At 49.5% G+C, this 23,806-nt stretch carries 23 protein-coding genes; 8 read left to right on the plus strand and 15 right to left on the minus strand.

Annotated elements, in window-relative coordinates; genetic code table 11:
* Positions 1 to 137 precede the first annotated feature (137 nt).
* Together QL223_RS11495 and QL223_RS11500 are read right to left on the minus strand one after the other, a co-directional pair.
* Positions 138 to 398 (minus strand): DUF2024 family protein, encoded by a 261-nt coding sequence (locus tag QL223_RS11495; protein WP_046305634.1) that lies wholly within the window; start codon positions 396 to 398, stop codon positions 138 to 140.
* A 14-nt stretch (positions 399 to 412) separates the two neighbouring features.
* The gene (locus QL223_RS11500; protein WP_281544809.1) at positions 413 to 1,147 is read right to left on the minus strand and encodes a hypothetical protein; all 735 of its coding nucleotides are present in this window, start codon (positions 1,145 to 1,147) and stop codon (positions 413 to 415) included.
* A 115-nt stretch (positions 1,148 to 1,262) separates the two neighbouring features.
* On the opposite strand from QL223_RS11500, the gene QL223_RS11505 reads away from it, so the two are divergent.
* From QL223_RS11505 to QL223_RS11515, 3 genes are all read left to right on the plus strand, one after another.
* Positions 1,263 to 1,826 carry a MarR family winged helix-turn-helix transcriptional regulator gene (locus tag QL223_RS11505; protein ID WP_281544810.1) on the plus strand — a complete coding sequence of 188 codons (564 nt, stop codon included), beginning with the start codon at positions 1,263 to 1,265 and terminating at the stop codon, positions 1,824 to 1,826.
* A 162-nt stretch (positions 1,827 to 1,988) separates the two neighbouring features.
* Entirely contained in the window at positions 1,989 to 2,447 is a 459-nt protein-coding gene (zur, locus tag QL223_RS11510; protein ID WP_002539437.1) for a zinc uptake transcriptional repressor Zur, read from the plus strand.
* 17 nt (positions 2,448 to 2,464) lie between these two features.
* Positions 2,465 to 2,926 carry a chemotaxis protein CheX gene (locus QL223_RS11515; protein ID WP_002539436.1) on the plus strand — a complete coding sequence of 154 codons (462 nt, stop codon included), beginning with the start codon at positions 2,465 to 2,467 and terminating at the stop codon, positions 2,924 to 2,926.
* Between the two features lie 238 nt (positions 2,927 to 3,164).
* Here the strand turns inward: QL223_RS11515 and pgi are convergent, their stop codons facing one another.
* The gene (pgi, locus tag QL223_RS11520; protein WP_281544811.1) at positions 3,165 to 4,817 is read right to left on the minus strand and encodes a glucose-6-phosphate isomerase; all 1,653 of its coding nucleotides are present in this window, start codon (positions 4,815 to 4,817) and stop codon (positions 3,165 to 3,167) included.
* Positions 4,818 to 5,173: 356 nt separating this feature from the next.
* Between pgi and QL223_RS11525 the strand changes: the two genes are divergently transcribed.
* The 3 genes from QL223_RS11525 to QL223_RS11535 all read left to right on the plus strand — a co-directional run bounded on the left by QL223_RS11525 (position 5,174) and on the right by QL223_RS11535 (position 9,656).
* Entirely contained in the window at positions 5,174 to 5,599 is a 426-nt protein-coding gene (locus QL223_RS11525; protein WP_002539432.1) for a secondary thiamine-phosphate synthase enzyme YjbQ, read from the plus strand.
* Between the two features lie 198 nt (positions 5,600 to 5,797).
* A complete protein-coding gene (locus tag QL223_RS11530) occupies positions 5,798 to 7,477 on the plus strand; it encodes a GGDEF domain-containing protein (RefSeq protein ID WP_281544812.1) in 1,680 nt (559 codons plus the stop codon).
* 433 nt (positions 7,478 to 7,910) lie between these two features.
* Positions 7,911 to 9,656 carry a hypothetical protein gene (locus QL223_RS11535; RefSeq protein ID WP_281544813.1) on the plus strand — a complete coding sequence of 582 codons (1,746 nt, stop codon included), beginning with the start codon at positions 7,911 to 7,913 and terminating at the stop codon, positions 9,654 to 9,656.
* A gap of 43 nt (positions 9,657 to 9,699) precedes the next feature.
* Here QL223_RS11535 and QL223_RS11540 read toward each other — a convergent pair whose 3' ends face one another.
* From QL223_RS11540 to QL223_RS11550, 3 genes are read right to left on the minus strand one after another with little or no spacing between them, the layout of a single operon-like run.
* Positions 9,700 to 10,968 (minus strand): BamA/TamA family outer membrane protein, encoded by a 1,269-nt coding sequence (locus QL223_RS11540; protein ID WP_281544814.1) that lies wholly within the window; start codon positions 10,966 to 10,968, stop codon positions 9,700 to 9,702.
* Between the two features lie 34 nt (positions 10,969 to 11,002).
* Entirely contained in the window at positions 11,003 to 12,079 is a 1,077-nt protein-coding gene (alr, locus tag QL223_RS11545; protein ID WP_281544815.1) for an alanine racemase, read from the minus strand.
* A 34-nt stretch (positions 12,080 to 12,113) separates the two neighbouring features.
* Positions 12,114 to 13,523 carry a replicative DNA helicase gene (locus QL223_RS11550; protein WP_046302979.1) on the minus strand — a complete coding sequence of 470 codons (1,410 nt, stop codon included), beginning with the start codon at positions 13,521 to 13,523 and terminating at the stop codon, positions 12,114 to 12,116.
* A 176-nt stretch (positions 13,524 to 13,699) separates the two neighbouring features.
* On the opposite strand from QL223_RS11550, the gene QL223_RS11555 reads away from it, so the two are divergent.
* Positions 13,700 to 14,443 carry a DUF481 domain-containing protein gene (locus tag QL223_RS11555; protein WP_281544816.1) on the plus strand — a complete coding sequence of 248 codons (744 nt, stop codon included), beginning with the start codon at positions 13,700 to 13,702 and terminating at the stop codon, positions 14,441 to 14,443.
* 225 nt (positions 14,444 to 14,668) lie between these two features.
* Here the strand turns inward: QL223_RS11555 and rplI are convergent, their stop codons facing one another.
* From rplI to nsrR, 7 genes are all read right to left on the minus strand, one after another.
* Positions 14,669 to 15,118, minus strand: a complete 450-nt coding sequence (gene rplI / locus QL223_RS11560) for a 50S ribosomal protein L9 (RefSeq protein WP_062712349.1) — start codon at positions 15,116 to 15,118, stop codon at positions 14,669 to 14,671.
* Between the two features lie 33 nt (positions 15,119 to 15,151).
* Positions 15,152 to 15,379, minus strand: a complete 228-nt coding sequence (rpsR, locus tag QL223_RS11565; protein WP_002539422.1) for a 30S ribosomal protein S18 — start codon at positions 15,377 to 15,379, stop codon at positions 15,152 to 15,154.
* A 17-nt stretch (positions 15,380 to 15,396) separates the two neighbouring features.
* Positions 15,397 to 15,699, minus strand: coding sequence for a primosomal replication protein N (priB, locus tag QL223_RS11570; protein WP_039850121.1), 303 nt, complete (start codon positions 15,697 to 15,699; stop codon positions 15,397 to 15,399).
* Positions 15,700 to 15,708: 9 nt separating this feature from the next.
* Positions 15,709 to 16,095, minus strand: coding sequence for a 30S ribosomal protein S6 (rpsF, locus tag QL223_RS11575; protein WP_002539412.1), 387 nt, complete (start codon positions 16,093 to 16,095; stop codon positions 15,709 to 15,711).
* A 197-nt stretch (positions 16,096 to 16,292) separates the two neighbouring features.
* On the minus strand, positions 16,293 to 17,030 hold the full coding sequence (gene rlmB, locus QL223_RS11580) for a 23S rRNA (guanosine(2251)-2'-O)-methyltransferase RlmB (RefSeq protein ID WP_002539410.1): 738 nt from the start codon (positions 17,028 to 17,030) through the stop codon (positions 16,293 to 16,295).
* Between the two features lie 3 nt (positions 17,031 to 17,033).
* Positions 17,034 to 19,550: a ribonuclease R gene (gene rnr / locus QL223_RS11585; RefSeq protein ID WP_281544817.1), complete on the minus strand. Its 2,517-nt coding sequence runs from the start codon at positions 19,548 to 19,550 to the stop codon at positions 17,034 to 17,036.
* A gap of 114 nt (positions 19,551 to 19,664) precedes the next feature.
* The gene (gene nsrR, locus QL223_RS11590; RefSeq protein WP_039850120.1) at positions 19,665 to 20,099 is read right to left on the minus strand and encodes a nitric oxide-sensing transcriptional repressor NsrR; all 435 of its coding nucleotides are present in this window, start codon (positions 20,097 to 20,099) and stop codon (positions 19,665 to 19,667) included.
* 251 nt (positions 20,100 to 20,350) lie between these two features.
* Here nsrR and hmpA point away from each other — a divergent pair, with 251 nt between their 5' ends.
* Positions 20,351 to 21,538, plus strand: coding sequence for an NO-inducible flavohemoprotein (gene hmpA / locus QL223_RS11595; protein WP_281544818.1), 1,188 nt, complete (start codon positions 20,351 to 20,353; stop codon positions 21,536 to 21,538).
* A 61-nt stretch (positions 21,539 to 21,599) separates the two neighbouring features.
* Here hmpA and QL223_RS11600 read toward each other — a convergent pair whose 3' ends face one another.
* A complete protein-coding gene (locus tag QL223_RS11600) occupies positions 21,600 to 22,220 on the minus strand; it encodes a tetratricopeptide repeat protein (protein WP_002539406.1) in 621 nt (206 codons plus the stop codon).
* A gap of 220 nt (positions 22,221 to 22,440) precedes the next feature.
* Entirely contained in the window at positions 22,441 to 23,757 is a 1,317-nt protein-coding gene (locus tag QL223_RS11605) for an adenylosuccinate synthase (RefSeq protein WP_002539405.1), read from the minus strand.
* Between the last annotated feature and the right edge of the window lie 49 nt (positions 23,758 to 23,806).

Consider the following 23,806-nt stretch of genomic DNA (forward strand, 5'->3'; position numbering starts at 1 on the left):
AGTGTGCGGATTCTACCCTAACTCGGGCGTTTGCCCAAGTCGTGAAGGTGCAGTGCTTTCACATACATTCTGACACCGGAAACACAAAGGGCATAGCCCGCGGCTATGCCCTTCATTTTCTGAAGATTTACCCATCGTCACACAGGGCATCCTTCCAATTTGTATATCGCATATCCTTTTTCGTTTATCTCACTATCAAACTCAGGCAAGTCAGCGGTGGTGTGGCAAAACGCACAGTTGCCAGATTTTACAGTGGCATCCGCTTCGCCAATCTCAGCCAGCCAAGCTTTGGCATATTTCACCGCTAACTCGTCGCTTTTCTCCCGAAGCAACACATCAAAATGCAGGATTTTCCCGGAAGATGAGGTCGCGTAGGTGTCATAAACATGAATCGCCATTCGCACACTCCTTCTTATTTGGTGAAACCGGGCAGCGACAGATCGCCAGAGGCAATATCATCAACGGCGGTCACGCAAAGCAGCGGGTTGTGCACACTCGCATTCACTTTAAGCACTGACGTCACGGCATCAAAGTTGAAGTCGTCTTTAAAACCAATGTCTTTAACTGGCACTTCCACCGTGAGTTCTGTGCTGGTAAAGCGTGGTTCATAGCCAGGACTGTCGATATAGATTGGAAGCTCCGGCCAGGTCACAGGCACTTTGGGTGTGGCTCCTTCTGGAATGTCGCGGACTTTCAGCCCCGCCGGACAGGCTTTGTCTTCGGTTAACACCACCCAGTGCGAGTGCCATTCATTACCATCGTTGGCTTTGTCGCCGTCCTTGTTCTCGTCGTAACGCGGGGTGTCGTCAAAATCAGGGTGCGCAGTAACCGCGAGCGCCACAATGCCTTTGCCTTCATCAAAGCCAATGTCTGCCGAGTTTAGCGAGGTTGGCCAAACGTAGCTATAAACCGATGAACCCGCGAGCTTGCCAACTGCTGTCGGCTTTTCCTCACCTATGTCAGCGGCTACTTCTGTTTGGAACGTCAGGGAGCCGCCATTTTTCACCACTTTGGCGTGAACAATATCGAATGTCGGGGAAATCGAACCGTTCTTAGCGCTGACGATATGCCCCTCATGGGCGCTGGTATGTGCTTGTACCGAGCTGATAGCCCCCAAAAGGGCTAAAGCAAGAGATGTCTTTCTCATCATGAACTCCTTGTATTTTGAATTTTGGTTTCGCATCGAAACTTTATTCAGAATAAAGATCCTGCTAGACTTGTCAATATAGTTTCGACAAAAAACCTTTTTGCAGAGAAAACGAATGAGCCACATTGACCCTTTGAGTGACATTCTCGAACGCATTACTACCCTCTATCGCAATGAAGTGCGCTTGGTTGGCGTGGAGCATGGCTTGCACCCTGTGCACCTAGAAGTGCTGTATTACCTCTCCCGCTGCAACAAATTCAGTGACACACCAGCTGCTGTTACTGAGTTTCTGGGGATCACCAAAGGCACAACCTCTCAGTCCATCACCCTTCTGGCTTCAAAAGGTTTCCTAACCAAAGAGAAAGATCCGGTTGATCGACGTGTCACCCATCTGGTGTTAACGGAAAAAGGCGAAGAGGTCGCGAAAAGCGCGATTCCTCCCACCGTGCTGAAAAATGGATTGGAGCAGTTAGGCGAAGGTCAACACGCACTGAGGGAGCAACTCGAGACCCTGCTACGTAGCATGCAAAAAGCCACCAATAGTGCCAGCTTTGGGCTTTGTAAAACCTGCAAATTCCATCAACCCATTGCCGATGGTAAGTTCTTCTGCGAGTTGACCAAGGAAACGCTGGATGCCGCAGGAAGGGAGCTGATTTGCCGGGAACATACTCTCGATTAAAACAAAACAGTGAAAAGCACGCTCAAACCCTAGGCGTTGTACCCTTTCCGCGCTGAAGTATCATCTACAATTATCTAAAGGCGAACGCCGGTCACGGCTTGGCGGGTGCGTGATTTGTTGGCTGTGATAGAATGTTTTCCTCAGCCTGATTTTTGAGGTCTTATGGCCAATCTTTCACAATTAATTGCCCGAGCTCAATCGCTTTGTGAGCAGCGCGGTGTCCGTCTGACAGCACAGCGCGAACGGGTATATGAGATTATCGTTCAGAGTAAAAGGGCGATTAGCGCCTATGATTTGCTGGACGTATTGCGGGAAACAGAGCCGCAAGCCAAACCACCGACGGTTTACCGGGCGCTCGATTTTTTGCTTTCTCAGGGCTTTGTGCACAAAGTGGAGTCAACAAATAGCTTTATTGCTTGCTGCTTGCCCGGACATGAGCAACATTGTTCACAGCTATTGATTTGTAACTCTTGTGGCACAGTCGAAGAGTGTCACACTGACACACTGTCGACAGCTCTTCAGCAAAAAGCCAATCAGGTTAACTTTGCAGTGAGTCATCACGTAGTTGAAACACATGGAACCTGTCACGCCTGCCAGGTGGCGACACAGAAAATGCAGTAGGACGGTAAATAACTATTATGCGCGCTGAATTTGTAAACCCTTTTTTGTCTTCGTTGGTGAACGTGCTGACCACCATGGCGCAGCTGGAAATTACGCCCAAAAAACCTCAGCTCAAGAAATCTGAAGTCGCCAAGGGCGATGTATCCGGTCTTATTGGCATGGTCGGTCCAAAGACCAAAGGCTCTTTCTCTGTGACCTTTGAAGAAGAACTGGCGCTGGAAATCATGAGCCGCATGCTGGGCGAAAGACCCACTTCTATTGATGCGGATGTCACTGATATGGTGGGCGAAATCACCAACATGGTGACCGGTGGAGCAAAACGCCTGCTGGCGGAAAAAGGCTTCGATTTTGATATGGCGACCCCGATTGTGGTGTCTGGCCGTGAACATACCATCACCCATAAGAGTGAAGGTCAGATCATCATCATGCCGTTCGATTCCGAATTTGGCCGTGCCTATATCGAAATTTGCTTCGACTAAACCGAAAATCCCGCTATAAAAAAATGCCGCATCATTGATGCGGCGTTTTTGTTTCTGACATTCAAACTTCAGCGGTTATACCAATCACAGTGGATAGGTGATCAGAAATAGCGCAGGGAAAATGCTCGAGAACAAGGCGGAAAATTTCGATAAGTAGTTATTCTACGATTAAATTTTTCAACGCAGTTATCGAGCATTTTAACAAGCTAGGATGAGCAGATATTTACTACGATTGGTATTATGCACGCCACTGTTTGAACGCGTTGATCAGACCATTGGTTGAGCTGTCATGGCTGGTCACTTCATCCTGATCCGCCAGTTCTGGCAGGATTTGGTTCGCCAGCTGTTTACCCAGCTCTACGCCCCACTGGTCGAAACTGTAGATGTTCCAAATCACGCCCTGTACGAAGATTTTGTGCTCGTACATTGCGATGAGCGCACCCAAGCTGCGAGGGGTGATTTGCTTCACCAGAATTGAGTTGGTTGGGCGATTACCTTCAAATACTTTGAACGGTACCAGATCCGCCACTTCCTCAGCCGATTTACCCGCTGCTGCGAATTCTGCTTCTACCTGCTCGCGGGTTTTACCGAATGCCAGTGCTTCCGTTTGCGCGAAGAAGTTCGCCATCAATTTAGGATGGTGATCGCTCAGCGGGTTGTGGCTGATTGCAGGTGCAATGAAATCACATGGGATCAGCTTGGTGCCTTGGTGGATAAGCTGGTAGAACGCGTGCTGACCATTGGTACCTGGCTCGCCCCAAATGATTGGGCCGGTCTGGTAATCAACAGGCTTGCCGTCACGGTCCACATACTTACCGTTTGATTCCATGTTGCCTTGCTGGAAGTACGCCGCAAAGCGGTGCAGGTACTGGTCATAAGGCAGAATCGCTTCTGATTCCGCGCCGTGGAAGTTGTTGTACCAAAGACCAATCAGTGCCAGCAGCACAGGCAGGTTTTCAGTAAACGGCGAGCTTTGGAAGTGTTTATCCATGTCATGCGCGCCAGCCAGCAACTCAATAAAGTTGTCGTAGCCAATGGCCAGACAGATTGACAGACCAATCGCAGACCAGAGTGAGTAACGGCCACCCACCCAGTCCCAGAACTCGAACATGTTGTCGGTATCGATGCCAAACTCAGCAACGGCTTGTGCGTTGGTAGACAACGCAGCGAAGTGTTTCGCTACGTGCGCCTGATCTTCTGCTGATGCCAGGAACCAATCACGCGCAGACAGAGCATTGGTCATGGTTTCTTGCGTCGTGAAAGTTTTTGATGCAATCAGGAACAGGGTTGTTTCTGGATTCAGATTTTTCAAGGTCTCCGCAACGTGTGTACCGTCAACGTTAGAAACGAAGTGCAGGTTCAAACGTGTTTTGTAAGCAGCCAGCGCTTCGCTCACCATGTAAGGACCCAGATCAGAGCCGCCGATACCGATGTTCACGATGTCAGTGATTTCTTTGCCGGTGTAACCTTTCCACTCGCCACTGATAAGACGCTCGGAAAAACCTTTCATTTTCTCCAGCACAGCGTTAACTGCAGGCATCACGTCTTCGCCATCGACCATCACTGGCGTGTTGCTGCGGTTACGCAGGGCAACGTGCAGCACTGAGCGGCCTTCAGTGTGGTTGATCTTGTCACCACGGAACATCGCTTCGATAGCGCCTTTTACTTCCGTTTCATCAGCCAATGCGAACAGTTTGTCCAGCGTTTGCTCGCTGATCAGGTTCTTTGAATAGTCCAGTAGGATGTCATTGCCGAATTGCACAGAGAACTTATCGAAACGGTTCGGATCGTTGGCGAAAAGCGAGGTGAGGGTCAAATCCTGCGCATCTTCAAAGTGAGCCGTCAGCGCTTTCCACGCTGCGGTTTGCGTCGGATTGATGGACTTCAACATAATCATTGTTCCTTTGTAGACAGAGTCTGTTATCGCGGGCACTGCCTTCCCACGTTACAGAGGTAGGCCGCCTTGTTTCGGGGCAGCCTCCAGAATCGCATAATGGTATACCCAAACTTCCTGAAGGTGTAGGTTTCAGGGTACCTGAGTACAAGATGTCACCGACATCAACTCCAAGTCCTGTATACTTTTAGCCGCATTCAAATATCGCCACTAGATTACAGGCACCAAGGGCGTGACAGTTTGCCACGAAAAATTTGCTGCAATGTTGCGCTAGGTCAGTGACGACCGATTAACCAACTTGAACTCGCAGCGTCACGCACTCTACCCAAAATTTTTAAAGCAGGTTGTTTTAAATGTGGACACAAAAAACAATTAGCCTACGTCCCCGCGCAAGAGGCTTCCACCTGATCACCGACGAAGTGGTAAAGCAAATACCGGAAATTCGCAGCCTGGATGTCGGCTTGGTGAACCTGTTTATTCAACACACTTCGGCCAGTCTGACACTCAATGAAAACGCTGACCCAACGGTGAGAAGCGACATGGAAGCGCACTTTAACCAGTTCGTGCCAGAGCGCGCACCTTACTATCAGCACACCTACGAGGGCGACGACGATATGCCAGCGCACATCAAGGCATCGCTCTTGGGCGCAAGTGTCATGATTCCAATCAGCAACGGCAGATTGGCATTAGGAACCTGGCAGGGTATTTATCTGGGCGAGCATCGAGACCACGGTGGTACACGAAGAATGATTGTGACAATACAAGGCGGGCAAAACTGAGTCCGTTCACGCTAACTGTACTGCTAGCTTGTCAAAACATGAATAACACCGCATAAACAACCTCTCGTTTGACGACTCACTTCCTATACTTTTCAAAGGGCTTGGGGAGGTCAAATGTTAGAAAACGTCAAAATCACAAGAAAGCTGCCACTGGTAATTATTTCTTTCGCGCTTTTATCTTCAATTACAACAGGAATAATGAGTTACAAGTTCGCCGCAGAACAGCTCATCCTCTCTGCGGAGTCAAAACTTGTTGCATTGCTCGATTCAAGAAAGGAATCGCTACTTCAGTACTTTGATACGGTAAAGCGAGATCTCTTTATTCACGCTCGCTCTCCTCAGACGAGAGATGCAGTGATTGAAATCTCTGAGGCATGGGCAGATTTAGGTCCTCATCAGCAATCAACTCTTCAATCACTTTATATTACTGATAACCCATTCGATGTCGGCCAGAAAGAAGCTTTGCTGAATGCCGAAGATGGTTCTGCATATAGCCAAGCCCATAAAAAATATCACCCTTTCTTCCGTAATCTAGCCGCTGAGCATGGATACTTTGATATTTTCCTCGTCGATAAAACGGGCAATATCCTTTATACCGTCAAAAAAGAAGATGACTTTGCCACTAATCTTCTCAATGGCAAATGGAAAGACACTCACTTGGCCCGGGCATTTACCATGGTCAATAAAAACCCTTCAGTGGGTAATGCCTACCTAACTGATTTCGAAAGATATGAGCCCAGCTTCAATCAACCTGAAGCCTTTTTCGCTACACCCATACACAAAAACGGTGAGGAATACATAGGCGTCCTCATCTTCGAAATGCCAATTAAATATATCAACAGTGTCATGCAAATCAGCGCAGGTATGGGGGAGACCGGTGAAACCATTCTGATTGGTTCTGATGAGCTGATGCGAAGCAATTCCCGATTTCTTGATGGAGAAAGTATTCTGGAAGCCTCTGTTCATACCGAGTCTGCTGTGAAAGCACTCAGTGGCGTTTCTGGCGTTCAGTTTGAGCAAGATTACAGAGGGATGGAAGTACTCACTGCCTTCGCGCCTTTTGACTTTATGTCGCTGCATTGGGCAATCATCGCTGAAATAGAGCGAGACGAAATATTGAGCCCTCTTCGCGTTTTTGTCAGTGCGTTAGCCTTTTCAGTGCTGGCAGGAACCGTCGTTATTTTTATCGTCGGATATTTTCTTGCTTCAGACATTGCAAAGCCGATCGCTGCCATGTCATCAATGATGAACCGTATTGCTAACAATGAATTGGACATCAACATTTCTGTATCAGAGCGGAAAGATGAAGTCGGCCATATGGCCAAAGCGCTGGAGGTATTTAAAAGCAATGCCATTGAAAAAGATAAGCTACAAAAAGAGCTGACTTACATGGCGCACCACGACATGTTAACAGGACTTCCAACTCGGCAGCTCATTACAGATCGTCTGCAAGACATGACAAAAAGCTACAGCAAAGAGCATTTCCCGTTTGCAGTTATGTTCGCTGATCTTGATAACTTCAAAACCGTCAATGACACCTTGGGTCACCATATTGGCGATGAAGTGCTTAAAGCCGCCGCTCGTATTTTTCAGGAAGCATTGCGTGATGGTGACTTTGTTGCCCGAATTGGTGGTGATGAATTTGTACTGCTGTTCACCAATCTTCGCGAAGCAGACGAAGCCATGGAGATCGCCGAAAAGTTGGTCGTATCTATTGAAACCGGACTAAAACTGGTCAGTGCAACCATCCCGGTGACGCTGAGCCTTGGAATTGCAGTGTGCCCAGACGATGCTGAAGATACCACTTCCTTAATCCGGCATGCAGATGAAGCCATGTATCGAGCAAAGCAAAAAAGTAAAAACTGCTGTAGCCGATAGATATGTTTGAGAAAACATAAAAAGGTGAGCTGCGTGTTCACCTTTTTTAATTCAACATTCTGAGGAATGTAGTCTCACATGCTGATACTCAACCAAATTATCAAACAGCGATGCTAATAAATTCAGACATACAAGTTCATTTCAAGAAGAATCTCTAATTCACCCATTATTCATTCTTTTTTACCAGTAAAATCATTTCTATTGAGATTGCCCGCACTACTTTCTTAATCGACCCACCAAATAACACGTATTTATTTCCTAATAATTTATTAAAAAAATACGCTTATCATCTTTCATCAACATTTCGTTGGAACATTTCAATACACTCTTCTTATCGCTACTGTTTCATAAGCGAGAACACAAAAATTAATCGACCATCCTGATATAGCTAATCAGGATGCATAGATTTACAAACCACCCATGGATTACAAATATGACAAAAATAAAAAAATCACTTCTCACTGCTGTAATCATTACTGGAACATTGACTTCATTGCAGGCATTCGCCAACTGTGCCGGTAACGTTTACTCTATGAATGCAGGTCGCGGACACGCAGGCATGTTGCTTGATGTGAAGGAAGCCAAGCAAATGTCGTCCCGATACTTCGCTGATGCGGTTGATCGTTCGATTTTCCATTCCCGTGCACACTTCAGTGCTTCCAGCATGTCATACGATCGCGTCACTGATCGTCTGTATTACGCCAGCGCACCTCAGCCAACGTCTTACTATGTGGATATTCCTGAAGGAACCTACACAGATGAAGAGCTAAAAAGCTTAGACCTGCACGCTAACCGCATCGAAAGCTATCAATTGGCGTATATGGATCCGGCAACAGGACAGCATGTCGCAGGTCCAACCGTCAATAAGCAGATTATGCGTATGGCATTTGACCCAGACTCTGGTGAGCTTTATGCGTCAGACGCAAGAACCATTTTCAAGGTCAACCCAACCACAGGTGAGACCACGCACATCGCTGACTTTTCTGACGACTTGAAATTTGGCGGCTTTACCAGTTGGGGCGATTTTGTGTTTCAGGACGGTGAACTGCTGTTTGTGACCAATAGCCGCACCTTCGTGATTAATACCACCACAGGTGCACAAACCCTGAAAGCCTTCCACTTTATTGATTTAGTTGCCGCAGCGACGCTGGATCAAAACGGACAAATGCTGGTTGCCGCCAAGAACCAAAACGTTTCAGGTAACGTGAACAGTAACCACCTGTTCCGCATCAAACCTTCTACCGGCGAGAAAAAAGCGGTGGGCTTGTTCCCTAGTCGCATAAGTGCAATGGCCACTGTCACCTCTGAAGATCACACTTGTTATGATAAGACCGTGTTCCCGAGTGACCTGAAACCAACGGTCTCTGGCATTACGCTGGCTTCGAACTCGGTAGCAGAAGGCGCGACAGCCTATTTCACCGTTAACTTTGACAAAGCCACCAGTGATACAAACACCAAACTGCACGTCGCTCTGAAAGATGGTACGGCGAAAGTGACCACTGATTTTACAAACACCGTGGCATTACTGTTCTCTGATAACTCAACCGGGTCGGCCACCCTTTCATCAACAGGTACTGACATCAGCCTGCCACAAGGCGTGACATCGGTGCGTATTGCGGTACCTACGGTCAATGACTCGGTGCATGAGGCCAGTGAACAGTTTTCGATGGATGCGTGGGTGAACACCAATAAGAGTGACCTGAGTTCAGCCAGTGTCACCATTACCGATAATGATCCTGCTCAAGTCACCTTCAATAAGTTTTGTAGTAACGGCAGCTGGGCGTGGAAACCTGCAAGTCTTACTTTTTGCTCTGATCCAGGTTCCTACCCAAGGGCATGGGTTGGTGACTACCACAATTCCAACCACTCATCTCGCTTTGAAGGAACGATTGCTGGCCTGTCCGTGGGCTCTGCCAGTACATTGCATTATCAAATCCTCTCAACGCAAGATATTGGTGGGCTATCACAGTTAAAAGTTGAGGTTGACCACGGGAATGGCTGGGAGTTGGTGGGTAACTATCAATCGCGAATTTCTTCTAAGCCAATTAAAACCAACTATAGCTTCAACTTTACGCCTGCATCGAGCACTGCCAAGTTCAGGCTAACGTGGAACATCAGGTCTGACGAACCAGGTGGCGGGGATGACGTCTCAATAGGATTTGAAAAAATCACTTGGTAGAACGAAAAAGCCCCAACGCTATGCGTCGGGGCTTTTTCTTTTATCAGAATGGCTGGTTAATCATGACGCGGAAAATGCTTTCCTCCGAGCCCATTGCAAGCTCTGAGCGCACTACAATGCCTTCCACCTGAAAACGCACTGCTGCGCCAGCGCTCCATTTCATATCACTGTGAAGCTCACTCAAATCGTACTCATCAGCCACACGACCAACATCAGTAAATAGCACCCACTGCCACCATGGCACGTCATACCAATTGAAAACGGGTAACTGGCCCAGAGGTTGCCATTCCGGGATCACCCGGTATTCCGCACTGTAACTCAACGCCGAACGGTCAGCATAACGGCCGGACTGAAAGCTTCTCAAACGATACAAACCACCTAAGCGAGCTGCGGCGAATTCCGGGGGTCTGCGATAGACCGACTCACCATTTATCTCTGATTTGTCGTTCCAGCTTGGCGTATCTGAGGTATAGAGGTTGAATGCCAAAACTTGCTCATTGGCGAGATCATCCCAACCGCCGAGATCCCAGTACCAACTTTGATTTAGTTCCCACTTCCACCAACTCGCCCTGTTATCAGCGCCCGGCTCGACGGTGACAATAACCTCGCTGAGACTGCCTTTAGTTGGGTTGTTACTGCTGTCGCGGTTATCCCATTTCAAGTGGGTTTCAAGTCCCCACACTTCGGTTGCATCCGAAAAATCGCTCGGCGTATTGACGCCCTCACCTTCCAACGTTCGGGCATTGTAGAAGGGGCGGAAATCAATCGAAGAGATGCCGCTGTTCCACGGCGCATTTCCTTCAACGTCTCGCTCAGGGGAAAGCGCAGCACGAACGGGACTGCTTACTGCTTCGCCCAAAGGCAAGATATAACGGAAGGAAAGATGATGCTGGGCATCACGACTGTCTGCAGTCAGACGATCGTCATAGACAGAGTTGTTGGACGCGGCATCACCCAGATAGTAGTCAAACTGTTTGAAGTCACCTTCATAAAACTGCCCACTCAGCAGCCAGCGACTGTCTGCAGAAAGCATGTAATTATTGGCGGCAACAAAGCCCATCCACGTGCTTTTTGATGTACCAAGCCCCGCCGCAAACAACGAGGCTTGCGGTTGTCCCGCACCTTTCCAAAGCCCAGCCATACCCGCGGAGAAACCCAAGGTTTCAGTGGAGAAGACAAAGGGAACCACTTCAATATCCAGCAATTCCGACTCTGGATGACTTGATGCCAGAGCGCCATTTGGAAAAAGCAAAAATGGCAAAGATAAGAAAGCCGTAACGCGGGTTACGGCTTTAGAAAATTTCAGATTCAAAACGTTCTACAACTTACGTTTGGGTCTATTGACCCTAGGTATAAATTAGGTCAACACGGGATGTGAGATTGGTGACAAGCTCATAGCCAATGGTGCCTACATGACGGGCAATTTCTTCTACAGGGAGTTCCTCGCCCCACAGGATCACTTCATCGCCCACGCGGTCGGTCGCATCTGGTCCCAAATCAATGGTGATCATGTCCATTGAAACACGCCCAGCCAAAGACACACGTCGACCATTGATCATTACCGGAGTGCCATCTGGCGCTGCGCGCGGGTATCCGTCGCCATAGCCAATCGCCACCACACCGATTTTGGTATCACGATCTGTCATCCAGCGGCCGCCATAGCCCACCGTTTCACCTTTCTTGGCTTCACGCACAGCGATAAGGCTTGAAGTCATGGTCATGGCTGGCGTGAGGCCGAAATCCTTGCCACAGCGCTCTACCATCGGAGATATGCCGTAAAGACTGATTCCAGGGCGAACATAATCAAAATGGCTGGTTGGCCAAATTAAACTGCCGGAAGATGCTGCCAACGATTTGTAACCCGGCTGACCAGCAATCAGTTCTTCAAACAGCGCAATTTGCTGCTCTGTAACTGGCTTTTCCGGTTCATCCGCACAGCCGAAATGGCTCATAAAGTTAAGAGGTTTCGCGACATTCGGGCAGGCATTCAGTCGCTCGACAAATTCCGCCACGTATTCCGGACGCACGCCCAAACGATGCATACCGGTGTCGATTTTCAGCCAGACATGAAGTGGATGTTCTAGGTTGGCTTTTTCCAGCGCTTCCAGTTGCTCAATACAATGAACCGCCGTTTGCAGATTCTGTGCTTCGAGCGTTGGCAAATCCGCAGAAGAATAAAAACCTTCAAGCAGCAGGATAGGTTTCACAATCCCGCCAGCGCGAAGGCTCATCGCCTCTTCAAGGCGTGCAACGCCGAAGCCATCGGCCTGAGAAGAAAGTGCCTTTGCCACGGGCAAAAGGCCATGTCCGTATCCATTAGCTTTAATCGCCGCCCAAGTTCGACTGTTCGGCGCCATGGCGCGGATAATGTCGATATTGTGGTTAAGGGCAGCGGTATGGATGATTGCTGTTGCCGCTTTCATAACACCTCGCGGTTAATACTCAACAAACTCTGTTTTATTCTTCATCAAACGCAGGACCCGCATAGTTATCAAAGCGGGAGAACTGGCCTTGGAAGGTCAAACGCACGCTACCGATTGGACCGTTACGCTGCTTACCGAGGATGATTTCTGCAATGCCTTTTAGCGGACTTTCCGGGTTGTACACCTCATCACGGTAAATGAACATGATAAGGTCCGCATCCTGCTCGATCGCGCCCGATTCACGCAAGTCGGAGTTTACAGGGCGTTTGTCTGCACGTTGTTCCAGCGAGCGGTTAAGCTGCGACAGGGCCACAACAGGCACGTTTAATTCTTTAGCCAGCGCCTTGAGCGAGCGGCTGATCTCGGCAATCTCAAGGGTACGGTTATCCTGAAGGCCAGGCACACGCATCAACTGAAGGTAGTCGACCATGATCATCGACAGACCGCCATGTTCACGCGCCACACGGCGGGCTCGGGAGCGTACTTCTGTTGGCGTCAGGCCTGAGCTGTCATCGATATACATATTCTTCTTCTGCATCAGAATACCCATGGTCGATGAAATACGCGCCCAGTCCTCGTCATCCAATTGACCGGTACGGATTTTGGTCTGATCAACTCGGGAAAGCGACGCGAGCATACGCATCATCAGCTGTTCAGCAGGCATCTCGAGAGAGAAAATCAGTACTGGCTTTTCCTGATCCATGGCGGCGTTTTCACACAGGTTCATCGCAAAGGTCGTTTTACCCATGGATGGACGCGCCGCCACGATGATGAGATCCGACCCCTGCAAGCCTGCGGTTTTCTTGTTCAAATCGGTAAAGCCAGTCGACACACCGGTCACACCGTCTTGCGGCGATTTGAACAGGATTTCGATTCGTTCAAGGGTTTTCGACAGAACATTATCGATGTTCTGTGGGCCTTCGTTTTCCGTGGTACGCGATTCTGCAATGGCGAAAACCTTGCTCTCTGCCATGTCGAGCAGGTCTTCTGACGTGCGCCCTTCTGGGTCATAGCCTGCATCAGCAATTTCATTAGCGACACTGATAAGGTTACGCACCATGGCACGTTCACGGACGATATCCGCATAGGCGACAATATTCGCCGCACTTGGGGTATTCTTTGCCAGCTCTGCGAGATAAGCAAAACCGCCGACATCTTCCAGTTGGCTATGCTTTTCGAGGTTTTCAGAAAGGGTAATAAGATCCAGCGGCATACCTGCATCAAGCAGCTGCTTCGTGCTTTCAAAAATAAGGCGGTGAGGACGGCTGTAAAAGTCTGCAGCAACCACTTTTTCTGCCACGCTGTCCCAACGCTCGTTATCCAGCATCAGACCACCCAGCACAGACTGCTCAGCTTCCAGAGAATGCGGCGGCACCTTCAGGGCATCAACCTGACGGTCTTTAGGTTTGTTGGAATTAAATTGCTTGCTGCGTTGCTCTGCCATATCACTTATTACCTTGTCGATTCGACCGACATTATACCCAGAACCTCTGACGAATAACTATCGGTAGGCGCTTTGGAGCGACCACGACTTTTTTGCTTGCCAATTTAACGTGTTGCTGACGAAATGCAGGAGGATTCATATAGAATGTGGCTCCTGATGTTGTAATGGTAACCTAAATGGCGTCGTCGCTACTGAAACCGTCTCTGTTTTGTCTGGTGGCACTCTCTCTTTGTGCAAAAGCAAGCACATCTGAACCATGGCAATCTGAAATCGAACTGGGGTTTCAGGCCCTTTCCGGTAACTCAGACTCGATGACGATCAACAGCCGCCTTGGCGTGAACTTCACAGACGGTCCCTATCGACACACCTCTGAAGCCAAATTCCTGTTGGTTGAAAAAGACGGTGAAGAAGACAAACGTAAAAGTGAGTTCGAGAGTCAGGCCAACTATAAGTTTGACCCAAAACGCTATGTGTGGGGAAACATCAGCTTTCTGGATGATAAATATGGCCCATACTACGAGGATCTCACCGTTGCCGCAGGGTTAGGTTATCAGGCCATTTGGCAGGAAGATTTGTCACTGTTGCTAGAGATCGGCCCCGGTTACCGTTATCAAACCCCGAATCTGGATGAGCTGGATGACGATGACCTCATCTTGCCTCATGACGTGGAAGAGGCAATTTTGCGTGGTCAGGCAGAACTCTCATGGCAGATGACTAAGACCGCCCTGTTTGAAGGTCGAATTACGGCTATCAGTGGGCAAAGTAACACTAGTTTTGAAGCGAGGGCGTCGGTTTCCACCAGCCTCATCGACGATCTGGCGATCAAGCTTTCCACCACCCAGAAATACATCAGTGAAGTGCCACCGGGATTAAAAAACCTCGATTCGATTTTTACTGTGAATATGCTTTATAAGTTTTAGGTACTGGGTACTGGGTACTGGGTACTGGGTACTGGGTACTGGGTACTGGGTACTGCATGATTTTAGATGGTATAGGCATAGAGGTAAGCCCTTTGTCCCTTCCTAGGACCTTCTTCTCCCAGGAACCAGGTCCGCTTATGCTTTTCCTATGATCGCTTTCCCAAATCCCACGTACAAAAAAACCGGCCCAAAGGCCGGTTTTTTCAAAGCGACGATGTGTCTGAATTACTCAGCAACAACGTTCAGCTTAACAGTAGCGAATACTTCAGAGTGCAGTTGCAGACTGACTTCGTACTCACCAGTGTTACGCAGTGCACCTTCTGGCAGGCGAACTTCGCTCTTCGCTACAGCAACACCAGCTGCAGTTACAGCGTCAGCGATGTCACGAGTACCGATAGAACCGAACAGTTTACCTTCGTCACCAGCTTTAGAAGCGATTTCAACCGCTTCCAGCGCTTCAACTTGCTCAGCGCGTGCTTGAGCAGCTGCCAGAGCTTCAGCAACTTTAGCTTCCAGATCTGCACGACGAGCTTCGAAATGCTCAACGTTAGATTTAGTAGCCATTACTGCCTTACCTTGTGGGATAAGGAAGTTACGTGCGTAACCAGACTTAACAGTTACCTGATCACCCAGACCACCCAGGTTAGCGATTTTATCAAGCAGAATAACTTGCATTATCTATTCCTCTATTAACTTGGACAGTGCCGATTACTGATGCTTGTCAGTGTATGGCAGCAGAGCCAGGTAACGTGAACGCTTGATAGCGCGTGCCAGCTGACGCTGGTACTTAGCACGGGTACCAGTGATACGGCTAGGTACGATTTTACCAGCTTCGGTGATGTAGTTTTTCAGAGTCGCTACGTCTTTGTAATCGATCTCTTGTACGCCTTCTGCAGTGAAACGGCAGAATTTACGACGACGGAAGAAACGTGCCATGGGGCTATCTCCTGATCTTAAATGTCTATAATTTCATCAGCATGCAACACCAATTTTCCTACGCCATTTCGGCCGGTCTGATAAGCGAGAAACCCGCCTACCTTGATGTTACTGCCTAAAGCTAAGTGCTGTGTTTTGTTTTGCGACCCTTGCCCGCTCACTACGACCGGTAAACGACAGTAGACTTGCCTTGGCAATCCAGCTTCCCGTTGATCCGAACGATGCTCAATCACAAAGTGACAATGGGGCACGCCGGCAGGACTCTGTTTTCGAATCGGGCCTTGGGTGATAGCACCTGCTAGCTCAATCCGATTGGTCATCAAATCAAATTACTCAGCTGCTGCTTCGTCTTCAGATTGTGCTTCAGCACGCTCTTCGCGACGTGGTGCGCGCTCTTCTTTAGCCTTCATCATTACAGATGGCTCAGTGATAGCGCCTTTGGTACGCATGATCATGTTACGGATCACAGCGTCGTTGAAGCGGAACGCAGTTTCCAGCTCATCAATCACAGCTTGCTCAGCTTCAACGTTCATCAGAACGTAGTGTGCTTTGTGCAGCTTGTTGATTGGGTAAGCCAGTTGACGACGGCCCCAGTCTTCCAGACGGTGGATCTGACCACCTGACTCTTTGATAGAACCAGTGTAACGCTCGATCATGCCAGCAACTTGCTCGCTTTGATCAGGGTGCACCATGAATACGATTTCGTAATGACGCATTGGTTGCTCCTTACGGATTATTCAGCTTCCACGCTTGGCCCGGTCGTCCAGCGGAAGCAAGGAACGAAAGTAAAAGACCGGGAATTTGGAGGCAGGATAGTACAGAATTGCGCCGCTAATAGCAACAAAAAGCACAACGCCCGGAGAAATAAATCACCGGGCGTTGCTTTATCTGAAAACGGTCTGTTTTCTTGCGGTTATCCGCGGCGTTGTCGCACCGCTTCAAACAGACAGATACCAGTGGCGACCGACACGTTCAGGCTCGATACACTGCCCGCCATTGGAATGCTGATGAGATCGTCACAGGTCTCGCGGGTCAGGCGGCGCATACCGTCACCTTCTGCGCCCATCACAATCGCCAGAGGTCCAGTCAGTTTCGCATCGTAGACATCGTGCGTCGCTTCACCGGCCGTGCCGACAAACCACACGCCTTTTTCCTGCAGTGCACGCATAGTGCGCGCCAGATTAGTAACACGTACCAATGGCACCACTTCTGCAGCGCCTACCGCCACTTTACGCGCCGTCGCATTCAATTGAGCAGATTTGTCTTTCGGTACGATAACCGCGCACACACCGGCAGCATCCGCGTTACGCAGACACGCCCCCAGATTGTGTGGGTCAGTGACACCGTCCAGCACCAACAGTAGCGGGTTCTCTTTACCATCCAGAATGATATCGAGATCGTTTTCGTTGTACTGGCGACCTGGTTTCACGCGGGCAATCAAGCCCTGGTGCGACGCACCTTTGGCTTTGTCATCCAGCGCCTTGCGACCCATTTCCTGCAGAGTGATACCCAGACGGGTCAACTCATTCAGTACAGGCAATACACGATCATCCTGACGGCCTTTCAGCACGAAGACTTCGATGAAGCGGGACGGATCAGATTCCAGTACGGCTTTAACGGCGTGGATGCCGTAAATCATTTCATTGCTCATGGATTACTTCTTATTCTTGCCTGCTTTGGCTGGTTTGCCTTTCTGCGCTTTTTTCTTGCGCACCTTCTCAGCCTTGGTTTTCTTCTTCGCCGGGTTTTCGCCTTTGCCGCCTCGTTTGCCAGCAGCTGCTTTTTCGCCGCGCTTTCCGGCCGGGGCTTTATCACCCTCACCTTTTGGAATCGCACCGCGTTTTAATTGCTGACGAACAGACATACGTTCTTGGCGTGCTTCAGGATTTTTCCCTGACTCAGCGCGGCCTTTCTTGGCTTTATTACGGGCAGTTTTTCCTGCTCCGCGGGCTTTACGGGTTGTTCCGTCCAGCTCGAAATCGATCATCCTTTCATCAAGGTTGACGGATAATACTTTGACCGTGACCTGATCGCCAAGTCGGAAAATGCGACCAGAGCTCTCGCCCACCAGTTTTTGACCCACCATGTCGTAGTTGTAGTAGTCATTGTCAAGATTCGAGATATGCACCAGACCATCGATGTGCAGCTCGTTCAAACGTACAAAGAAGCCGAACCCTGTGACATTGGCAATGGTGCCTTCCATGACTTCGCCAACGTGATCCTGCATGTATTCACACTTCAGCCAGTCTGAAACATCACGGGTCGCATCATCGGCGCGGCGCTCCGTCATCGAGCACTGTTCACCCATCACGTCCATATCGTCGAAGGAATAGTGGTAACCACCGGTTGGCGTCCAACGGTCTTTGTTACGTCCTTCTTCTTTGGCAATCAGATACTTGATCGCACGGTGCAGCAGCAAATCCGGATAACGGCGGATTGGCGAGGTAAAGTGCGCGTACTGTTTGAGCGCCAGACCAAAGTGGCCAGAGTTGTCGGCCTGATATACCGCCTGCTTCATGGAGCGCAGCAGCATGGTTTGGATAAGTTCCTGATCTGGACGTCCAGCAATCAAATGCGCCAGTTTGGCGTAATCGGTTGGAGATGGCTCTAAGCCACCTTCAAGTGCCAGACCCATTTCGCTCAAGAAGTCTTTAAAACCTGTTAGACGCTCTTCGCCCGGCGCTTCGTGCACGCGGTAGAGCGAAGGCTCTTTGGCCTTCTCAACAAAACGTGCCGACGCGATGTTCGCCAGAATCATACATTCTTCGATGATCTTGTGGGCGTCGTTACGTTCAACCGGCACAATGCGCTCAATCTTACGCATGGCGTTGAAGATGAATTTAGTCTCAACGGTTTCAAACTCAATCGCACCGCGCTGTTCGCGTGACGCTTTCAGCGCTTTGTACATGCGGTTCAACTCTTCCAGATGCGGAACCAAGGGCGCATAACGCTCACGAAGCTCTTCATCACCGTCCAGCATCGCGGCGACTTTGGTGTAAGTCAGGCGCGCGTGGGAGTTCATTACCGCTTCGTAGTGTTTGAAACCGGAAAGCTTGCCGGCTTCTGAAATGGTCATTTCACAGACCATGCACAAGCGGTCTACCTGCGGGTTCAGCGAACAAAGGCCGTTCGACAGCACTTCCGGCAGCATAGGAATAACCTGCGACGGGAAGTACACCGAGTTGCCGCGGTTTACCGCTTCTTTGTCTAACGCCGAGTCTGGTCGTACGTAGTAGCTCACGTCCGCAATCGCGACCCAAAGGCGCCAACCGCCTGATTTTTTCTTCTCACAGAAGACGGCGTCATCGAAGTCACGGGCATCTTCACCGTCAATGGTCACCAGTGGTAAGTCACGCAGGTCAACACGACCTTTTTTCGCTTCTTCCGGTACTTGCTCGGTGAAGCTCTTGATTTGTTTTTCGACGTCTTGCGGCCACTCATGCGGAATATTGTGGGTACGGACGGCAATTTCGATTTCCATGCCCGGTGCCATGTTCTCACCGAGAACTTCGACCACTCGGCCAACCGGATTATGCTGGCGGGTTGGGCGTTGGAAGATTTCCACCACCACAACGTTACCCATGCGCGCGCCTTTGCGCTCGTCTTGCGGAATAACAATATCCTGACCCAAACGAGAATCGTCAGGTACCACAAAGCCCTGACCATTTTCGACAAAGTAGCGGCCCACAATCTGGCCTTTTCGCTCTTCCAGCACACGGACAACACGTGCCTCTTTACGACCACGTTTATCGGTACCAGCAGGTTGAGCAAGGATGAAATCGCCGTGCATCACCTGTTTCATCTGGTGATGTGGCAGCAGCCAGTCTTCGCGGTTTCCTTTCCCTTCAGGGCGCAAGAAACCGAAGCCATCACGGTGACCAATCACGGTACCTTTTACCAAGTCCAGACGCTCAGGCAGTGCATAGCATTGACGGCGGGTAAAAATCAGTTGGCCATCGCGCTCCATCGCGCGCAGGCGTCGGCGCAGGCCTTCGTATTCTTCGTCGCTGCGCAAACCCAGCACTTCAAATAACTGGTCGCGGTTTACCGGTGTGGTAAAGCCTTTAATCACTTCAAGCAGATGCTCTCGGCTTGGCACAGGGTTGTCATATTTTTCTGCTTCACGCCCCAAAAAAGGGTCGTTGCTGTGTAGGTGTTTGTCTTGAGACATATAAGATTCCCGTTAGCGACATTGGCATATCAAGTATATCGCTTAAATATTTCGAAATTGGGTGCCCGTAGTCATTGCCAGTAAAAATTGGCATGACGTCTCACAGGGTGAGAATCAGATCGGGCGAACTGGGATAAGAAGGTGATGCAGGTCATTGTTACCTGACACCATGTCTTGAAGTGTGTATTTATCCATCTCAGCAAGGAATGCCTCCAACGCTGCCGCTACGGCAGTTTTCAGGCGACAGGCTGGCGTGATGTGGCAATTTTGCGGCGCACAGTTGACGAGTTGCAACGGTTCAAGTGAACGGATCACTTCCCCGATAACAATTGTGTCAGCTGGCTTGCCGAGTCGAATCCCCCCGTTCTTTCCCCGCACGGCTTCAACGTAGCCGACCTGACTCATACGGTGAATGATCTTCACCATGTGATTGCGGGAAACCCCATACTTCTCGGTGACCACGGTAATACTGGTCAACTCTCCGGGAGGCAGCATAGCCAGATACATAAGCGCCCTAAGGCCATAGTCTGTAAAGCTGGTTAATTGCACGTTTTCAAATCTCCTTGCACACATTGTACTCTTATCACAGACAAAAGGCGCGTACTCTCTGATTTTCTTTCTGTTTATACCCAAACAACCTGATAAAGCAGGATTCAGGTTGTTTGGGTATACACGTCTTCGCCGTTTTCACTGACCGTTTTATGGAATTTTGGTTGATCTAAACATTCATTTCATATACAACTTTAAACATGCATTTCAAATGAAGCTTTAAAAACACAAAACATAAGAAGGTAACCCTCATGCTCAACGAGAAAACCATTGAAATAGTGAAGTCTACTGCCCCTTTGCTTGCTGAAACTGGCCCAAAACTGACTGCGCATTTTTACGAGCGCATGTTCAGCCGACACCCTGAACTCAAAGATATTTTCAACATGAGTAACCAGTTTACGGGAGCTCAACGCGAGGCACTTTTCAATGCGGTCTACGGCTATGCCGCCAACATTGATAACTTGCCAGCCCTGCTTCCAGTGGTGGAAAAGATCGCGCAAAAGCACGCGAGCTTTAATATCACACCGGAAATGTATGCCATCGTCGGTGAAAACCTGTTGGCTACAATTGACGAGCTTTTCTCGCCAGGTCAGGAAGTGTTAGATGCATGGGCAGAAGCCTATGGAGTGCTCGCGCAGGTTTTCATTAATCGCGAAGAGGAAATCTACCAACAGAATGCTGGCTCTAACGGCGGCTGGCGTGGAACACGCACTTTCAAGCTGGTCAGCAAAACACCCGAGAGTGAAGTGATCACCAGTTTCGTTTTCGCCCCTGTCGATGGTCAGCAAGTGGCGGACTACGTGCCGGGACAATACATCGGTATTTACCTGTCTCCTGAACAGTTTGCCAATCAGGAAATCCGTCAATATAGCCTGTCTGCCGCCCCAAATGGTGAGCTTTACCGTATCTCTGTGAAACGAGAAGCTCAGGGAACGGTTTCGAGTTATCTACACGATCACCTCAATGTTGGCGATACCGTTGAGCTCGCGCCACCAACCGGCGACTTTTTCTTCCATTCAGACAATGACACCCCTGTCGCGCTGATTTCAGGCGGTGTTGGACTGACGCCTATGCTGTCGATGCTGGAATCTCTCAGCAGCAAGCATGATGCCGAAATCCACTGGCTACATGCTGCTGAAAATGGCGATCACCACGCTTTTGGTGCTCATATTGATACCTTGCTGAGCCAGCATCATACTGCCAAGCGTGACGTATGGTTCCGTGAGCCTTCAAACGCAGATTTGCCGGGCGAACAATTTGACCATCAAGGCCTGATAGACATCAGCAAAGTTGAAGGGTTAACCCAAGGTTCGAGCCGAGACTTTTATCTTTGTGGCCCCGTCGGTTTCATGCAGGCTGTTGCCACACAGCTTGTGGATGCGGGCATCAGCAAAGACCGAATATTCTATGAGTGCTTTGGCCCACATAAAGTGATTTAAGCGTTCACCTAAAAGCAAAAATGCCCGCAATCTGCGGGCATTTTTTAATTCGTTCTGGTCATCACCAATAGGTATCGCGTCGTTTCGCGCGGGCAATGACATTTCGCGGCATTTTGTCTTCCAACGCTCTTCGTAGTAGGGCAATGCGATTGTGCGTGGATGTGTCAGCGGTAATGGTGTGATACAGCCAGCGATAGGCATCTTCGTAATCCAATGGGCTGCCGTAATCAGCCACCAGAAGCTCGGCTAATTGAAGCCTCGCCCGAGTGTTCCCTAGAGATGCGGCTTCACGTAAGTATGGGATCGCCCGTTCTTTGTCCTGCTGCACCAAAGTGCCTTTGGAGTAATAGCGACCAAGTTGCTCTAGCGCTGCAGGCAAACCCTGCTGCGCCGCGACCTGCATATAATAAACGCCAGTTTCGACATCTCTGTCGACACACACCCCCCATGCCAACATATCACCATAAAGGAACTGGTAAGCTGGGGATTCAACGCGAATGGCGCGGGCCTCGATATCTTGAAGGAGCTGACAATCGTCTTCTTTCACCTTCTTGAGGTGCGTATTCGACTCAAACAGGCGGATCAGTTGCGACTCTTCATACACAGGAAGAGCCGGACCCACTTCCGCTTTCGCGAAAGGGCTGGCTAACATCATGGATATAAATAAGGTACGCAGTTTCATGCCTTCCCACTATACAGGTATTGTTCTGCCAAAAAGAGGAAACATCCGCCTCTTTGGCCTTGGATACGGTGTGTCTTGCCTACCTTATATCGGCAAGGATTTGCCGAACTTTACCCTTTTTCCGGCGAAAAATTTCCGCCGACTAATATCAACAGTATAGGGCCGATTGGGCAAAAAAAAACCAGCCTTGAAGGCTGGTTTTTCTTTCACCGGAAACCGATTAAGACGCGAAAGGATGAACCTTGATGATGGTCTCGTTACGGTCTGGACCAGTAGAGATGATGTCTACTGGCACGCCGGTCAGTTCTTCGATACGTGCAATGTAATCCAGTGCAGCCTGCGGAAGCTCTTCGATAGACTTAGCACCGAAAGTCTTCTCACTCCAACCTGGAACGGTTTCGTAGATTGGTGTGATGTTCTCGTACTCGTCAGCCGCCATCGGTGAAACATTCAGGATGGTGCCGTCAGCTTTCTGGTAACCCGTACAGATTTTGATTTCTTCCAGACCGTCCAGAACGTCCATCTTGGTCAGACAGAAGCCAGTGATCGAGTTGATCTGGATTGCACGGCGCATTGCAACCGCATCAAACCAACCTGTACGGCGCAGACGACCGGTAGTCGCGCCAAACTCATGGCCAACAGTACCCAGGTGCTTACCAATTGGGTCTTGTTTCTCTTGACCGTCATACAGTTCAGTCGGGAAAGGACCAGAACCTACGCGGGTGCAGTATGCTTTTGCGATACCCAGGATGTAGCCCAGATGACGAGGACCAAAACCAGAACCTGCAGCAACACCACCAGCGGTAGTGTTTGAAGACGTTACGTATGGGTAAGTACCGTGGTCGATGTCCAGTAGCGTGCCTTGCGCGCCTTCGAACATAATCTTGTCGCCACGCTTACGTGCGTCATCCAGTTCTTGGGTCACGTCGATAACCATGCTGGTCAGGATGTCAGCTTGCTCCATCACTTTCGCCAGGGTTTCTTCGTAGCTTACTGGTTCAGCTTTGTAGAAATGCTCCAACTGGAAGTTGTGCAGTTCCATCACTTCTTTAAGCTTCTCGGCAAACGCTTCTTTATCGAACAGGTCACCAACGCGCAGACCGCGGCGGGCAACTTTGTCTTCGTACGCAGGACCGATACCGCGACCGGTTGTACCGATTGCTTTCGCGCCACGTGCTTTTTCACGCGCCATATCAAGAGCGATGTGATAAGGAAGAATTAGCGGACAAGCTTCTGACAGGAAAAGACGCTCACGTACTGGAATGCCACGTTCTTCCAGACCGCTCATTTCTTTCATCAGGGCGTCTGGGGACAAAACAACACCGTTACCGATGATGCATTTTACGTTGTTGCGAAGAATGCCAGAAGGAATCAAGTGAAGAACGGTTTTTTCACCGTCAATGACAAGAGTGTGACCTGCGTTGTGGCCGCCTTGGTAGCGAACAACGTACTGAGCGTCTTCAGTCAACAGATCAACGATTTTACCCTTACCTTCGTCACCCCATTGGGTGCCGAGAACGACTACGTTATTACTCATCTTTTCCAGTCAGTTGATGATTAAAACGGGATTCTAGCACCATCGTTTG

This window comes from Grimontia sp. SpTr1, assembly GCF_947387585.1.
Lineage (GTDB): Bacteria > Pseudomonadota > Gammaproteobacteria > Enterobacterales > Vibrionaceae > Enterovibrio > Enterovibrio indicus.